15 protein-coding genes are annotated in these 15047 nt (G+C 64.8%); 8 read left to right on the top strand and 7 right to left on the bottom strand.

The annotated features are described in order from the left end of the window. Nucleotides 1–271: 271 nt before the first annotated feature. Together BLU39_RS27355 and BLU39_RS27350 are read right to left on the bottom strand one after the other, a co-directional pair. Nucleotides 272–1303, bottom strand: coding sequence for an IS110 family RNA-guided transposase (locus tag BLU39_RS27355; protein WP_092707913.1), 1032 nt, complete (start codon nucleotides 1301–1303; stop codon nucleotides 272–274). A gap of 335 nt (nucleotides 1304–1638) precedes the next feature. Next, nucleotides 1639–2625 (bottom strand): IS5 family transposase, encoded by a 987-nt coding sequence (locus tag BLU39_RS27350; RefSeq protein ID WP_092719427.1) that lies wholly within the window; start codon nucleotides 2623–2625, stop codon nucleotides 1639–1641. A gap of 149 nt (nucleotides 2626–2774) precedes the next feature. Here BLU39_RS27350 and BLU39_RS27345 point away from each other — a divergent pair, with 149 nt between their 5' ends. Beyond that, nucleotides 2775–3623, top strand: a complete 849-nt coding sequence (locus BLU39_RS27345; protein WP_092719424.1) for a hypothetical protein — start codon at nucleotides 2775–2777, stop codon at nucleotides 3621–3623. Between the two features lie 140 nt (nucleotides 3624–3763). On the opposite strand, the gene BLU39_RS27340 is transcribed toward BLU39_RS27345, so the two are convergent. Both BLU39_RS27340 and BLU39_RS27335 read right to left on the bottom strand, forming a co-directional pair. After that, the gene (locus tag BLU39_RS27340; protein WP_092719421.1) at nucleotides 3764–4213 is read right to left on the bottom strand and encodes a VOC family protein; all 450 of its coding nucleotides are present in this window, start codon (nucleotides 4211–4213) and stop codon (nucleotides 3764–3766) included. Between the two features lie 53 nt (nucleotides 4214–4266). Beyond that, nucleotides 4267–5061: a TOTE conflict system archaeo-eukaryotic primase domain-containing protein gene (locus BLU39_RS27335; RefSeq protein ID WP_092719419.1), complete on the bottom strand. Its 795-nt coding sequence runs from the start codon at nucleotides 5059–5061 to the stop codon at nucleotides 4267–4269. A gap of 213 nt (nucleotides 5062–5274) precedes the next feature. Here BLU39_RS27335 and gstA point away from each other — a divergent pair, with 213 nt between their 5' ends. The 3 genes from gstA to BLU39_RS27320 all read left to right on the top strand — a co-directional run bounded on the left by gstA (nucleotide 5275) and on the right by BLU39_RS27320 (nucleotide 8900). Beyond that, entirely contained in the window at nucleotides 5275–5889 is a 615-nt protein-coding gene (gene gstA / locus BLU39_RS27330) for a glutathione transferase GstA (RefSeq protein ID WP_092719416.1), read from the top strand. Between the two features lie 286 nt (nucleotides 5890–6175). Beyond that, nucleotides 6176–7732 (top strand): FAD-dependent monooxygenase, encoded by a 1557-nt coding sequence (locus BLU39_RS27325; RefSeq protein WP_092719414.1) that lies wholly within the window; start codon nucleotides 6176–6178, stop codon nucleotides 7730–7732. A 61-nt stretch (nucleotides 7733–7793) separates the two neighbouring features. Further along, entirely contained in the window at nucleotides 7794–8900 is a 1107-nt protein-coding gene (locus BLU39_RS27320) for an acyl-CoA dehydrogenase family protein (RefSeq protein ID WP_092719411.1), read from the top strand. Here BLU39_RS27320 and BLU39_RS27315 read toward each other — a convergent pair. Genes BLU39_RS27315 through BLU39_RS27305 form a run of 3 tightly spaced genes read right to left on the bottom strand, consistent with a single transcriptional unit; the run spans nucleotide 8883 to nucleotide 11635 of the window. Next, entirely contained in the window at nucleotides 8883–10253 is a 1371-nt protein-coding gene (locus BLU39_RS27315) for an MFS transporter (protein WP_092719408.1), read from the bottom strand. The two genes, BLU39_RS27320 and BLU39_RS27315, sit on opposite strands and share 18 nt — an antisense overlap. A gap of 37 nt (nucleotides 10254–10290) precedes the next feature. Next, nucleotides 10291–10938, bottom strand: coding sequence for a 4-carboxy-4-hydroxy-2-oxoadipate aldolase/oxaloacetate decarboxylase (locus tag BLU39_RS27310; RefSeq protein WP_092719405.1), 648 nt, complete (start codon nucleotides 10936–10938; stop codon nucleotides 10291–10293). 34 nt (nucleotides 10939–10972) lie between these two features. Further along, nucleotides 10973–11635 carry an RraA family protein gene (locus tag BLU39_RS27305; RefSeq protein WP_092719402.1) on the bottom strand — a complete coding sequence of 221 codons (663 nt, stop codon included), beginning with the start codon at nucleotides 11633–11635 and terminating at the stop codon, nucleotides 10973–10975. Nucleotides 11636–11728: 93 nt separating this feature from the next. Between BLU39_RS27305 and BLU39_RS27300 the strand changes: the two genes are divergently transcribed. The 4 genes from BLU39_RS27300 (at nucleotide 11729) to BLU39_RS27285 (ending at nucleotide 15038) form a co-directional block, all read left to right on the top strand. After that, nucleotides 11729–12622, top strand: a complete 894-nt coding sequence (locus tag BLU39_RS27300; protein WP_092719399.1) for a LysR family transcriptional regulator — start codon at nucleotides 11729–11731, stop codon at nucleotides 12620–12622. Nucleotides 12623–12736: 114 nt separating this feature from the next. Continuing rightward, nucleotides 12737–13570: an HDOD domain-containing protein gene (locus BLU39_RS27295; RefSeq protein WP_254789076.1), complete on the top strand. Its 834-nt coding sequence runs from the start codon at nucleotides 12737–12739 to the stop codon at nucleotides 13568–13570. A 92-nt stretch (nucleotides 13571–13662) separates the two neighbouring features. Beyond that, nucleotides 13663–14094, top strand: a complete 432-nt coding sequence (locus tag BLU39_RS27290) for a hypothetical protein (RefSeq protein ID WP_092719397.1) — start codon at nucleotides 13663–13665, stop codon at nucleotides 14092–14094. 26 nt (nucleotides 14095–14120) lie between these two features. Beyond that, a complete protein-coding gene (locus BLU39_RS27285; protein ID WP_254789077.1) occupies nucleotides 14121–15038 on the top strand; it encodes a DUF2145 domain-containing protein in 918 nt (305 codons plus the stop codon). Nucleotides 15039–15047 lie beyond the last annotated feature (9 nt).

The raw sequence follows: 15047 nt of genomic DNA, 5'->3' as shown, positions 1-15047 counted from the left end.
GTCCGTATATGGACTCCTCCTCGTTTGCAAACATTCCGTCTTTGGCTTTTAGGTACGACTGCTCACGTATATTCGGTCTCTAACTGCTTTGCCCATCATCGGGCAAGGACCATAATGGGCTATTCGCGCGCCGACTCCCTATCGCTTCTACGGGCTTAAAGGCCACAGACATTCTCGGGTTCTGCCAGCGCCGGTTCGACCTGTTGGCCATCATCGGCATGTTTCGCAATCGTGGTTGGATACTCCTTTTTACGTACTAACTGCTCACTGCTTAGACCGCTTCCAGCTCAGGCTGGTAGTCGGTGCCTTTGGTCATCATCGCCCAGGCGATACGCGCCGTCTTGTTGGCCAGCGCGACCGCCGCGATGTTGTGATGCCGCGTCTCGGCGATATGCGTCACCCAGCGACTCATCCGATCATTCTTGCTGGCCGCTGTTCGTAACACTGAACGGGCCCCGTGAATCAACAACGTCCGCAACTGAGCGTCGCCGCGTTTCGTAATGCCCAGCAATCGCTCCTTGCCGCCTGAGCTGTTTTGTCGTGGCGTCAGCCCCAGCGACGCCGCCATCTGCCTACCACTACTGAACTGCTTCGCGTCGCCAACATTAGCCACAATCGCGGTAGCGATGATCGGGCCGACGCCGCGCAGTTGCTGCAACCGGGTGGCGACCGGATCGGTCGATGCCGCGATTTCTATTTCCTGATCCAGTTCCTTTACTCGCAGTTCCAGGTTCAGCAGATCGAGCCACAAACTGCGCAGCAAGCGTCGGAAACGTTGTGTCAATCCGTTCTCCAGATCTTCCAGCCACAGCGGAATGGCTGCTCGCAGTTGAATCATTTCCTTTGGCGCTACCAAACCATACTCACTGCACAGCCCACGGATCTGGTTGCCCTTGGCGGAGCGCTGACTCACCAGCTCCGCTCTGATCCGGTGTATCGCCTGCAGGTCCTGCTGCTCCACCGATTTGACCGCAACGAAACGCATACTCGGCCGGCTCATCGCCTCGCAAATCGCCTCGGCATCGTTGGCGTCGTTCTTGTTGCTCTTCACGTACGGCTTGACGAACTGCGGCGCGATGAGCTTTACCGTGAAGCCGCGTTTCTGCAATTGCCGGGCCCAATGATGCGCGCCGCCACAAGCTTCCATACCAATCTCACAGCCAGGTTCTATTTTCTCCAGCAATGCCGGCAGCCATTCTGCCCGACTTAGTTTCTTGCGCCAGACAACCTTTTCGCTACGATCAACCCCGTGCACTTGAAAGACACTCTTGGCGAGATCAACTCCGACGCGGATAATCTTCATGGTGGACTCCTTCTTTCAACTGGTTGTGTCGAAACTCCAGTTTAGGCGCTCAGACGCCGACAGGTGAGGAGGAGTCCATCCCATTGCTTCTGGCCGCTTGCCAGCGTTACCAGATTGCGCCGGAAAACAGACGCCTACAACGTATGAATTCATCATACCTGCGCGGCTTTCGCGCAGGCCTGCTTCGCTAAGGAAGCGCTGAACAATTCACTCTCGCGCGCGAAAGTCAGTGCGATCACTGGCTGAGTTTCGCGCTCTGCGGTTTTTGATCGAATCAGATGCTGTGGTGTCTCGAATCAGCCGTTTCGCGCGACATTTGTGGCCAATTTCCGACATCAGGACGGAACTTGGGCGTGCGCCGTTCCGAGGAATCTGCGTGCCAGGACCAGATTGGCGAAGCCGAACAGCGTGAACAGTTGGGCGTTGTTCTTCGCCAGGCCGCGATAGCGCGTCTTGCGATGCTTGAACAGGCACTTCACGACATGAAAGCAATGCTCGACCTTCGCGCGCACGCTGGCTTTGGCCTTTTCGAGCTTCTCCTTGGCTCGGCCCAGTGGATTTTTCTTGAGCGTCTTGCGCACGCTCGGACGCATCGCAACGTGCCAGTCGATTGTCTTGTCCGTGTTTTCCGGACGCTTGCCAACGCCCTGGTAGCCAGCGTCGCCAAGCACCACCTTCTCGCCGCCGTGCAGCAGCGCATGCGCCTGGGTCACGTCGGCTACATTGCCTGCCGTGCCGACCACCGAGTGCACCAGGCCGGTGGCCATGTCCACGCCCACGTGAGCCTTCATGCCGAAGTGCCAGTCGTTCCCTTTCTTCGACTGGTGCATCTCGGGATCGCGCTCTTTGTCGCGATTTTTCGTCGACGGCGGCGCGGCGATCAATGTCGCGTCCACGATCGTCCCCTCGCGCATGACCAAACCTTTCCTGGCCAGGTGCATGTTGATCTCATCGAAAATCCGGCGTGTCAGATTGTGCTTCTCCAGCAGTCGACGGAACTTCAACAATGTCGTCGCGTCCGGTGCCGATTCGTTCGTGAGATCGATGCCGACGAAGCCTCGAATGGACTGGCTGTCGTAGATCGCATCTTCGATTCCCTCGTCCGACAAGCCGAAGCACTGCTGCGCGATGTACATGCGCAGCATGCGCTCCAGGCCCGTCGGTGGACGGCCGCGGCCATCGCCCTTCGGGTAATACGGCAGCAGCGCCGCTACCAGCGGCGGCCACGGCGTCACCGCCTCGATCTCGGCCAGAAATCGGTCTCGGCGAGTCTGCTTCTTCTTGTGGATGAACTCGGCGTCGGAGAACGTGGTTTGCTTCATGGCTGTCTGGAAGGAATCGAAGACGTCATTGTGCCAGTTCGGGATGTCAGGCGGGCCGCTGCTGGTTCAAATCAATGCTTCCCTGGATACTCAACTATTCGGGCACATTCGCCCCTGTTCTGTAGGACCGTCCATAAGCTTATTCAGCTATGATGCTGTTCATCCGAACTCAAGCGAACAACGTCATGCTTGAACCCACGCCCGAAACTATCAGTGCGCTTACCGAACACTATCTTCCCGTGTCGCCAACTGTGCCCTACATCGGGCCAAGCAAGGTGACCCTGGTGACCATCCAGTTCGAACTCACCGCGGACCTGCCGGTTGCGATCCGCAAATGGGAGCAGTTGGGCTTTGTGCGGGTCAACCCGTGCGGTGAGACAGCGCTAGCAGACAACGTGGATCGGAGCGGCTTTCCCTTCGAGGCGGCAGCCATTGGAGCATCTGTCGTTGTGTCTACGGCTTGGCCGGCTCCGCCGCAAGCCGTCTATCTGGCGCCGGCCTCGTCACAGGCACGAGAGGCAGGCCGGACCGTGCGAGGCTATGGAAGCACGACGTTCGAACTTAGTGCGCCGCCCCCGGTTGCAACTTCCCATCTGGAACCGGAGACATGTGAAGCCGCGCGAATTCTGCTAGACCACACGCAGGATTTGCAAGCCACCGTGGAAAAATGGGAAAACGCGGGATTCGTGAGGCTGGGCGCCGCCGATGCGGTCATGAGAAACGATTTGATGGGTTTTTCGCACATCATCGCTTACACGGCCCTCGCGGTGGGGGCAACGCTGGTCGCCCTCCAGGGAACGCCGGCGAAGCAGCGCAGGATCCGGCGCCTGGATGACGGGCATATCGACATGGATGCCGTACATGCGGACCCGCCGGTACAGATGTCCCCGCGCGGGTCGTCGGTGATCCAGGCCGTCTTCCTCGCGCCCACCTCGATCGACGCAAGGGCAAGGGCCGAAGCGGCATTGACCTGTAGCCACGTGCCCACCAACCCTTGAACCGATCAAATCGGCTGAACCGCCTCTGCCAGTGCCTGGTCGTCGCCCAACCAGCATTGTTCCGTCGTGCAGGTAGCTAGATGGCAGTGATTAAATCAGCGGTTCCCTAACGGGCTGGACGCCAATCCCGTGGGATTCCCTCAGGACGTCTTCTGCACGAGCTGTTCGGCTAGCCCGATGAGGATTCCCTCGGGGCCACGGATATAGCAGAGCCGATACATGTTTTCGTACTGGACTACTTCGCCGACCAGCTGCGCGCCGCGTTTGATGAGCCGGACGAGCGTATCGTCGATATCCTCGACGGCAAACATGACACGCAGGTAACCGAGAGCGTTCACCGGGGCGTTGCGGTGATCGGCGACCACGGACGGCGCCAGGAAGCGCGATAATTCGAGACGGCTGTGACCGTCCGGCGTACGCATCATGGCAATCTCGACGCGCATGCCGTGCAGGCCGGTGACGCCACCTGCCCAGTCTCCTTCAATGGGGGCGCGCCCTTCGAGTACGAGACCAAGTTCTGTGAAGAACGCAATGGCGGCATCGATGTCTGCTACCACGATGCCGACGTTGTCCATGCGCTTGACTGTCATGTTGCCTCCTGGATGTCTAACGTATCCTTCAGTCAGGGAGAAGGATCGCCCCGCTACGGCAAGCTGTGCCGGAACGTCGGTTCGATATTACGCGCATGCAGCCAGCGCACGATATCTTCCAGGGTGGCGTCCTGCAACAGCAAGCCCGGCGCAGCGGCGGACGGTGCCGCTGGCAACGGGGCGGCGACGGGCGCAGGCACGGCGTCAAGCAGCCCCGCATGTCCCTGCAACTTGGCCAGCGCCTGCGCGAATTGTCCCGGGTTGATGCTGCGCAAGCTTTCCAGGAAGCCCAGCTGGGCGGCCGGGGGTGGCGGCATGTCCAGGCCCGGCTCGTCGACAAAGGCCGCGCCCATGCTGGGGTGGATGAAGGCGGCCCACTTGCCCGATGGCTGCAGACATGGCGGCAACGCTACCTGCTCCACGTCGGCGGGCGGCGCGGTGGCGAGGATGTCGGTCGAGGCAGGTAAAAAGGTGGAACGCAGCAGCTGCACGAACTGGCGTGCCTGGGCGACGGGCACGGGCGTGGCCAGGGACAGCCACAACTGGAACGCCGTGCCCGAAATGCTGACGGCGGGTGCCGGCAAGTCCAGCTCGTGCTGTACGGCATTGGCGATCGTGCACAGCGCGCTCCAGTGCGCTTCGCCGCCGCCCTTGCCGCCGAACTCCAGTACCAGCGCGCGCGTCAGGCCGCTCCCGGTCACCAGTTGCACCGCCACCGTCTGTTCGCCCGACAGATGGCGCGCCAGCACGGCCGGCGTCAGCAGCTGCGCGCCGCCGTCCGCATCGACGTATTGCTGCTGTTCATCGAACAGATACAAACGGGTGAGTTCGGAAATCAGTTTGTGCATGGGCGGCCTCGTAATGACGTTGAGCTAGACTTGTCAACATGCCCGGATTATAGCCTCCCCTGCCCCGGGTCTCGGCGCGGACGCCGTTGCCGCGCTTGAGCCAGCGCAATCGCCCACCGCACGCCAATAGCCGATTGCGCGTGCGCGCGTTGATCGCGCGGCGGCACAGGTCTATAGTGGCATCTTCCCCACCTGTTCAAGGATAGGATCGCCATGAAACTCTTTTACTCGCCGGGCGCCTGCTCGCTGGCGCCGCACATCATCCTGCGCGAAACGGGCACGCCGTTCACCCTCGTCAAGGTCGACCTGGGCCAGCACCGGACGCCGGAAGGCGGCAGTTACTATGAACTCAACCCCAAAGGCCAGGTCCCGCTGCTGGCGCTCGACGATGGCACGACCTTGAGCGAAGGCCCGGTCATCGCCCAGTACATCGCGGAACTGGCGGGCAGGCAGGATTTATTGCCGCCCGTGGGCAGCCTGGCCCGCTACAAGGTGCTGGAATGGCAGAATTACATCACGTCCGAGCTGCACAAGTCGTTCAGTCCCCTGTTCGATTCGCGCATCGACGCCGCGACCAAGGCCATCTTCATCGAGCAACTGGGCAAGAAATATGCGTGGATCAACCGCCGCCTGGACGGCCGGGCCTACCTGACCGGCGACACGATGACCGTGGCCGATCCCTACCTGTTCGCCGTGACTGGCTGGGCGCCGCAGCTGGGCGTGGACCTGTCGCAGCTGGCCAATGTGCAGGCATTCCTGGGCCGTATGACCGCGCGCGACAGCGTCAAGGCTGCCCGGGAAGCGGAAGGACTTGCCCAGGCCGCCTGAACGCCGTTGCATGGGGTTTCCCCGGGCTGGCGGCGCGCGACAGTCCCGTGCTAAGATCGTGGCGTCGAAAAAGGTGGACCGGCGTGGTGAGCCCCGGTCAGCCGTCCGCCTGCGGACGGTCATATTCCAGCCCTGGGGGGCGCGGACCACGACGAAAAGCGGGCGTGCGCCGTTTTTTCGTCGGCGTGCGTTCCGTCACCCTGCTGCCTGAACGGCGTTCCGCCTGCCGCGAAAAATCACCACGTCCTTGACCGAGTGTGCTCTGCACAACCTCCAGGACGACATCATGAAACCAGCTTCAATCCACACCCCTGTACTCATCATTGGCGGCAGTCTCGTCGGACTTTCAGCCTCGCTCTTCCTTGCATGGCGGGGCGTGCCGCATATCCTCGTTGAAAAACACCACGGCAGCGCCGCCCATCCCCGCGCCACGGGCTTCACGGAACACACGCTGGAATTTTTCCGCTCCGCCGGCATCGCCGAGCGCATTCCCCAGGTACCGCCCGGCGCCACCGTGCGCCGCGCCCGCGTGGAAAGCCTGGCGGGACAGCACTACGAGGAATTGCCATGGACGCCAGGCCAGCCGGAAGAGCGCGACGGCAAGGCTTCGCCCATGGCCGGCGCCGCCATCGCCCAGGACTTGCTGGAACCGATACTGCGCGAGGCCGCCCGCGCACGTGGCGCCGACCTGCGCACGGGCGTGGAACTGTTGTCCGTGCAGCAGGATGCGCAGCGCGTCACGGCCCAGCTGCGCCAGCGCGACACGGGCGCATGCTATGCCGTCACGGCCGATTACCTGATCGCCGCCGATGGCGCGGCCAGCCCCATCCGCGAACAGCTGGGCATCGCGCGCCAGGGGGCCGGTCCCCTGCGCGTGCTGCGCAGCGTGCTGTTCCGCTGCGCGGAAGCGGACGCCTTTCTGGAACGGGGCATCCGCCAGTTCGACATCGACCAGCCAGGCTTCAAGGGTTTCCTGGGCACGTATTCGGACGGGCGCTGGTTCCTCATGTTTGAAGAACAAAGCGAGAGCACCGACGCGCAATTGCGGGCGCTGGTCCGCCAGGCCCTGGGCAAGGACATGGCGATCGAGCTGATCACCACGGGACGCTGGGAGCTGGCCGGCCTGATCGCGGACAGGTTCAGCGAGGGGCGCATTTTCCTGGCCGGCGATGCGGCCCATCAATTGCCGCCCACGCGCGGCGGCTACGGCGCCAACACGGGCATCGACGACGTTTACAACCTGGCATGGAAGCTGCAAAGGGTGGTGCGGCAACAATCGCGCCCTGCCCTGCTCGACACCTACACGGATGAGCGCCGGCCCATCGCCTGGCTGCGGCACCAGCAAACCTTCGCCCGGCCAGACTACGCGAAATGGGTCGGCGACGGCTACCAGGACGCGCCACTGTATGGCAACCTTGCAATGGAACTGGGCCAGCTGACACGCTCCAGCGCCATCCTCGGCGCAGACGCGGTACTGCCGCCGGCCGCCCATCCGCGCGACTGGGCCGGCCAGCCAGGCACGCGCGCGCCCCACGTATGGGTACGGCATCGCGGCAACAGCGTCTCCAGCATCGACCTGTTGACCGAGGATTTCGTGCTGCTGACAGCCGATCCCCGCTGGTCCGCCGCCGCCGCGCACCTGTCGTTGAAGACCTTGCTGGCCGGCGCCGACGTGGTTTTCCCCGCCGACCAGGCGTTCGGCGACACTTTCGGCACAGGCGATGACGGCGCCGTGATCGTCCGGCCGGACGGCATCATCGCCTGGCGCTCGGCCCCGGCGGCAGTACCGGACGCCATGCTGCTGCGCGCCGTGATGGAAAAAATCGCCTTGCCGCACGGCTGACGGCAACGGCGCCGCCGCGCTGTGCGAAAATGCCCGCCTTCACCATTGCCGGACATTGCCCATGCCGCACGCTGCCATTGCTACCCTTGCTACCCTTTCCGAACGCGACGCGCGCCGCATCGCCCGCCATGCCCAGGCGGCCGATGCGGCCCGCTTTTTGCATCCGGTGCAGCAAGCCTTGCTGCACCGGCGCGGCTGGCTGACGATGCTGGCGCCGCGCGGCGCGGGTGGCGCCGAGCTGCCCCTGCCGCAAGTGGTGCGTCTGGAAGAAGCGGTGGCCGCCGTCGACGGCAGCATGGGCTGGGTGCTGACCCTGTGCGCGGGCGCGGGCTGGTTCGCGGGCTTTCTGGCGCCGGACATGGCGCGGGCCATCATCGGCACGCCCCGCGTCTGCCTGGGCGGCAGCGGCGCGGCGACTGGTTACGCGGACGAAGAAGGCGACGGCTACCGCATCACGGGCAGCTGGGACTACGCCAGCGGCGCGCCGATGGCCACGCACTTTACCCTGAACGCCCTGCTGCGGCGCGATGGCCAGCCCCTGCTCGATGCGGACGGCAAGCCGCGCATCCGCGCCTTTCTCGTCCCCGCCGCGCTGGTGCAGCTGGTACCCTCGTGGAACAGCATCGGCATGCGCGCCAGCGCCTCGCACAGTTACCGCATCGATGGCCAGTGGCTCGGCAAAGAACATGGCTTCACGATCAGCGCCGACACCGCGACGGCCGATGGCCCCCTGTACCGCTACCCGTTCTACTCGCTCGCCTACGTGACCCTGGCCGCCAACGTGGCCGGCATGGCCGCGCATTTCATGCAATTGGCCGAGGAGTGCATGCGCCACCGCCGCCACGCGCGCGCCGGCTTGCCGTTGCTGGACGTGCCGGAAGTAGCCGCCATGCTGCAAGGGGAAAAAGATGCCTGCACGGCCGCCCGCGCCCGCTTCTATGCCGTGCTGGACGATAGCTGGGCAACGGTTGCCGCCGGCGCGGCGCTGGACGCGGACGGCATGCAGGCCGTACAGACGAGTTCACTGGACCTGGTCGCCGCCTGCCGCGCGGCAGTCGATGGCCTGTACCCGTACTGCGGCCTGTACGCGGCCCGCGAAGACAGCACCATCAACCGCGTCTGGCGCGACTTTCATACGGCCAGCCAGCATTCATTGCTGCTGCCCTGACGGCCGCAGCTTGAGCGGTTCGGCGATCGTCAACACCACGAGGAAAGTCAGGCAGGAAATGGCCGCCATGAAGCCGAACACATAATCCCAGCCGTAATGATCCAACAGCATGCCGACGATCCACGGCGTGGCCGCGCCGCCCAGCTGGCCGCCCATGTTGACGACGGCGTTCGCCACGGGGAATTTTTCCTTCGACACGAACTGCATCGGATACACCATGTAGGCGGAAAAACCTATGCTCAGCAGCACGCCCGTGAGGAATAGCAGCGCACCGTATTGCAGCGGGTCGGCCGGCGCATGGATCAGCAAATACATCATGACGGCCGTCGACAGGGCGGAAATGAGCATGCCGGGCTTCCTGCGCTTGTCGAGCACGCGGTCGGCCAGCAAGCCACCGAGGATATTGCCGAAGACGGCGCCCACCCACGGCGCGGCCGCCACCATGCCCATGTTCATGATGGAAAACTGTTTGACGGTCAGCAAATACGTGGGGATCCAGGCCAGCAGCACGCTGGAAATGCCCAGCTGGCAGCAATAGCCGAGCGCGCAGCCAAGGATATTCCACGAGGCAAAAACGCCACGGCTGGTGGTAACAGCTGGCACCGCGCGCACGCGGATCAGCCTGTCAAGCCAGGGCATGGGCCGCGATGTGGCCGCCGTGCCGGTGCTGCTGCCATCCGGCGCCTTTTCCTCGATGACGGCCAGTTCTTCCCCGTTGACGAAGCGGCTTTCGCCCGGCTTGTTGGTGACGAGGAAATACCAGAAGATGGCCAGGATCACGCCGGGCACGGAAAACCAGATGAACACTTCGCGCCAGCCCCAGGCGGCGATGATGGCCGCGCCCAGGATGGGCGTGATGACGGGACCGAACTTGACGGCGGACAAGAACAGGCCCGAGGCCGTGCCCTTCTCGCGCGAGGGAAACCAGTGATTGATGGTCGTCGTCACGCCGATCGGCAACGGTCCTTCCGCCAGGCCCAGGCCGATGCGGCACAGCTTTAATGACAGCAATGAACCCACGAGCCCCGTCAGCCCGGTGGCAATCGAGGTGAGGATCATGGAAATGGTAAACACCCTGCGCACGCCGAACTTCGACAGCAGCCAGGCGGAAGGCAGTTGGGCCAGCGCATAGGCGACGAGGAACAGGCTGACGAGCCCGCCCGCGTCGGTATTGCTCATTTCGAACTCCTTGCGCAAAAACGGCAAGGCCACGCCCAGGTTGGCGCGGTCGGCGGCGGCAATCGTGTAGACGATGAAAAACAGGGCCGCGACGACCCAGCGGTAGCGCGTGGGATGGCGGGCGGCCAGCGGTGCGGCCGGCGCCGCAGCCGGGGCGGTGGTAATGGTATGCATGAGATGTCTCCTGATTTTTTTCTAGTGATGGCGGATGTCAGCGCAGTTCCAGCCGGCGCAAGGTCTCTTCCAGGCCCAGCAGGTCGACGGTCGTGGCGCCGTCTCGGATCTGCTGGCGAAATTGCGCTTCCTTTTCTTCGCGCTGGCGGCTTTTCCGCAGCACCGCGTCCACCTCGTTGCGCTTCACCACCACCACGCCGTCCTGGTCGCCGACGATGACGTCGCCGGGATCGATGGCGACGTCGCCGATGGTGACGGTCACGTTCAGGCGCCCCGGCTGGTGCTTGCCCGTGCCCTTGATCGACAAGCCCCGGCTGAAGACGGGAAAGCCGGCCTCGGTCATGGCGGCCGCGTCGCGCACGGCGCCGTGGATCACCAGGCCGGCAAGGCCGATCCGCTGCGCCTGCTCGGTAAACACGTCGCCCCACACGCCCGCTTCGAGGAAACCCTTGGCGTCGACCACCAGCACGTCGCCGGGCCTGGCCTTGAGCATGGCGTAGTGCAGCATCAGGTTGTCGGCCGGGCGCGTATCGACGGTCAGGGCGGGGCCGGCCAGGCGCATGCCGGGCGCAATCGGCTTGATGCCGCTGTCGAGCGCGCCTTTCGCGCCCTGTGCTTCATAGATGGTGGCCGCACCCAGCTGGCGCAGGGCGTGCAAGGTGGCAATGGAAACATGCTGGTCCATGGTGTGCTTTCTGAGAAGTAAATAAAGAGGGAGTTCAGGCGGCCGCGGGCTTGCGCTGCAAGGTGTGGTAGCCGAACTGGCGCCGCGCGTCGCGCAGGGACATGCCATCCAGCGCGGCGGCAACGATGCGCAATTCCACGGCCTGCATGGCCAGGGCGCGCTCGAACACGGCATGCGCCCGACCCGCCGGCACGATGACGACGCCATCCTGGTCGGCCACGACGATGTCGCCTGGCGCCACGCGCACGCCGGCCAAGGTGACGGGTGCGCCGACGGCGTCCACCTGCACCCGGTCCTTGCCGGTGCGCATGAAGCGCCCCAGCGCAAACAGCGGGTAGCCGGCGGCGTCCGCTTCGGCCGTGTCGCGGCACACGCCGCCGATGACGGTGCCGGCCACGCCCCGGTGGGCCGCCAGCTGGCTCATGATGCCGCCCCAGACCGTGCAATCGCCGCGGCCGGCGTTGTCGAGCACGGCAATGGCACCCGTCGGAATATCGTCGAGGTAATCGCCCACCGTGCCGGGCGACTGGCTGTCGACGGGGGCGAAGCGCACGGTGAAGGCGGGGCCGAACAGGCGCCGCGGCCCGGCCACGGGGACGAGGCCGGGCACGCTGCCGGGCAAGCCGAAATAGTCGAGCGCGTCCGATACTTCCGCGCTGCTCAGGCCCTGCGCCTGCGTGAATACACTGTCTTCCATGAAACGTCTCCTCGTCTTGTTGTCGTGGAGCCCAGTTTCATATAAAGTGTTTTCAATATCAAACATCGATTATTGACTCTTGGATCAATAAAAATGAACCTAAGACAGTTGCGGTATTTTTGTGAAGTAGTAGAAGCGGGCAGCGCGACGCACGCGGCCGAGCGCCTGCACGTGGCACCGACGGCCATCAGCATGCAGCTGGGGCAGCTGGAAGCCCACCTGGGCGGCGAGCTGTTCGACCGTTCGCGCCGCCCCATGGAGCCGACGCCGCTGGGCCGGTTTTTCTATCCGCGCGCCAAGGAACTGCTGCTGCAGGCGGCGCGGCTGGACGACGAGGCCAAGGGCCTGGCGACGGGTAGCCACGGCTGGCTGGGCATCGCGTTTACCCGCTCGGCCACGTTTTCCGTGCTGCCGCGGGCCATCCGCCAGTTTCGCGCCGCCTATCCGCAGGTGCAGCTGGACCTGGTCGAGGCCCTGTCCGAATACCAGCCGGCGCAGCTGCGCCAGGGCCGCATCGATATCGGCCTGTCGCGTTTCATCGGCCCCTGCGAAGCGCCGCCCGACCTGCGCCACGCGGTCACGCTGGACGACCCGCTGGTGGCCGCCCTGCCCCTGCGCCACCCATTGGCGGGACGCACGTCGCTGCGCGCGGCCGAGCTGGCGGACATCCCTTTCATCCTGTATCCGAAAGACCCGATCAGCCCGTTTGGCCAGCAGATCGTCGCCGCGCTGAAGGCGGCGGGCGCCGAGCCGGCCGTCGCGTATTCCGCCGTGGAAATCTACACGGCCCTGTCACTGGTGGCCGCCGGCCTGGGCGCCACCTTGGTAGCCCGCTCGATCGCCGAAAACAACCGCACCGACGTCGTCTTCCTGCCCGTGGACGACATCGCTACCAGCACCACCGTGGTGGCCGTCACGCGCGCCGATGAAAAAAGTCGCCTGGTGTCGGCTTTCCTGGAGATTCTGGCGCACGGCGAGGCACGCTGACGGCGCATCAGAGATCAAGGTGTTGCGTCCGTGTTCCAGGCAAAGGCTGGCGGACGCCATGCGGACTGTATTGCCTGATACTATGAGGCATTGCTACTTTTCGCTCTCCCACCCATGCACGTCAACACCCTCAGCAGCCTGGCGCAACTTTTGGCCAGCGCCGAAACGGAAACCCTGGCCTTTCCCACCAGCATCAATACGGCCCTGCTCCTGCAAAAGGAACTGGCCAACCCCGATTGCCACTCGACCGACATCAGCCGGCTGCTGCTGTGCGAACCGACCTTGTCGGCGCGCGCCGTGGCGCTGGCCAATTCGGCCATGTTCGCGTCCGGCCACACGCCCGCCATCACCAGCGTGCGCGCCGCCGTCGAGCGGCTGGGCCACCGCAACCTGTATGCGCTGGCGACGGCGGCCGTCATCCGCCAGCTGAACGCGGGCATCCGCGACGAAGCCTTGCGCGCCCGCGCCACCCAGCTGTGGGCGCACACCGTGCACGTGGCGGTGCTGGCGCATGGTCTGGCAGGCACCGTCACGCGGACGGACGCCGATACGGCGCTGTTCGCCGGCATCGTGCATGAAGTGGCCGGCTTTTATCTGCTGGCCCAGGCGGACAAGACCCCGGGCCTGTACGACCACCTGGAAACGCAGATGGCCTCCACTCTGGAAGTGATCGGCCGCGCACTGATGCGCCAGCTGGGCGTGCCGCAGCCGGTGGCCGATGCCGTCAATACCTTGCCCGGTTCGACCATCATGCTGCCGCCCGAAGGCTTGCGCGACACCCTGCTGCTGGCCAAGGCGCTGGCGCCCGTGCCTTCGCCGCTGCCGCAGGCCGGCATCACCGTCAGCACGTCGCTGCAAGAGTACCTGGAACACGATCCCGTGCTGCAGGCGCTGCGCACGCAGCCATCGGCCGAAGCGAAAGGCCTGATCGAGGTACTGCTCAGCTGATGGCCGATCTGCTATGATGGCGCAGGCCGGGATGGACCCGGTCCGCTTTCATTGATGTTGACTGGAAAACTGCCTTGACTACCTCCTTACGCATGCTCGGCCTGGCCGCAGCCCTGACCATGGCGTGCAACGCCAACGCCGACAGCTTCGTTTCGTCGGCCTCCAGCGCCGGCTCCCAGTCGAGCGGCAGCATTTCCGATTCGCTCAACGGTTCGAGCAACAGCTCCTCGCGCGACAACAAGGTGGCCAATGGTCCCTACCGCATCATCGACGTGGCAGGCACGCCAGGGCGTGACGGCATGACGCGTCTGACCATGCAGGCCGACGCCACGGCAACGCCGCTGGTGCTGGACTTGCCGCAAGCGGCGCTCGACAAGCAAAAGCTGGCGCAAGGCGACATGGTGTATGCGCAAAACCGCGCCTACGGCATCGAATTTTCGCGCAACGACACGCGCGCCGCCTTCTTCCTCGTGCTGGCCGACGACTGGTACGGCGAACTGGCCACGCGTCCCGTCAGCCTTTGATTCGTTTTTTCCCGCGCCGCCCGGCACTGCTGCTGGGCGTTTGCGCCATCTTCGGCGCCGGCGCCGCGCAGGCGGGCGCTTCGCTCGCCTCCTCGCGCTTTTGCGACCGCGCGCAGGAACTCACGGCCACGGAACAGGATCGCCTTTTGCGCTTTGCCGCCGTCGTGCGCGAGGAACTGGCCGCCAGCGAAGGCAGCGTGGCCCTGATCAGCCGCTCCGGCCTGGACCTGGCCCGCTTCGGCATCCGCTATTCGCATGCGGCGCTGGCCTGGCGCCACGACAGCGACAGCGGCTGGTCAGCGCGCCAGCTGTACTACGCCTGCGACGAAGGCCGCCCGCGCATCTTCGACCAGGGCACGGCCGGTTTCGCCATGGGCACGGAAAACCCCGCGCTCGGCTACATCTCGCTCGTCAAACTGCCCGCCGAAACCGTACCGCCTCTGCGCCGCGCCCTGCTCGACCCCGTGCGCGTGCAGCAATTGCTGGCGGGCCGCTACAGCGCCAATGCCTATGCCTACAGCCTGAAATACCAGAATTGCAATCAGTGGGTGGCGGAAATGCTGGCCGCCGCCTGGGGCGAACTGGCCACGGGTGGCGACTTGCGCGCGCGCGCCCAGGACTGGCTGCGCGCCGCGCCCTATGCGCCCGCCCCCGTCGACGTGGGTGCGCGCTGGCTGATGCTGGGATCGATCTTCGTGCCCCTCGTGCACATGGACGACCACCCGCAGGAAGCCATCGGCACGATGCAGCTGGAAGTGAGCTTGCCGGCCAGCCTGGAAGCGTTCGCGCGCCAGCGCCTGCCCGCCAGCGAGCGCGTGGAAATCTGCCACGACGGCAAGCAGGTGGTGGTGCACCGGGGCTGGGATGCGATCGCCAACAGCTGCGTGCCCGGCGCGAACGACCGGGTCATCGCCCTCGACGATACGCAGCACGACAGTCCCTGACGACAGTCC

The sequence above is a fragment of the Janthinobacterium sp. OK676 genome (assembly GCF_900103595.1).
Classification (GTDB): domain Bacteria; phylum Pseudomonadota; class Gammaproteobacteria; order Burkholderiales; family Burkholderiaceae_D; genus Janthinobacterium.
The sequence above is the reverse complement of the archived record's forward strand: the minus strand, read 5'-3'. Positions and strand labels throughout refer to the sequence as shown.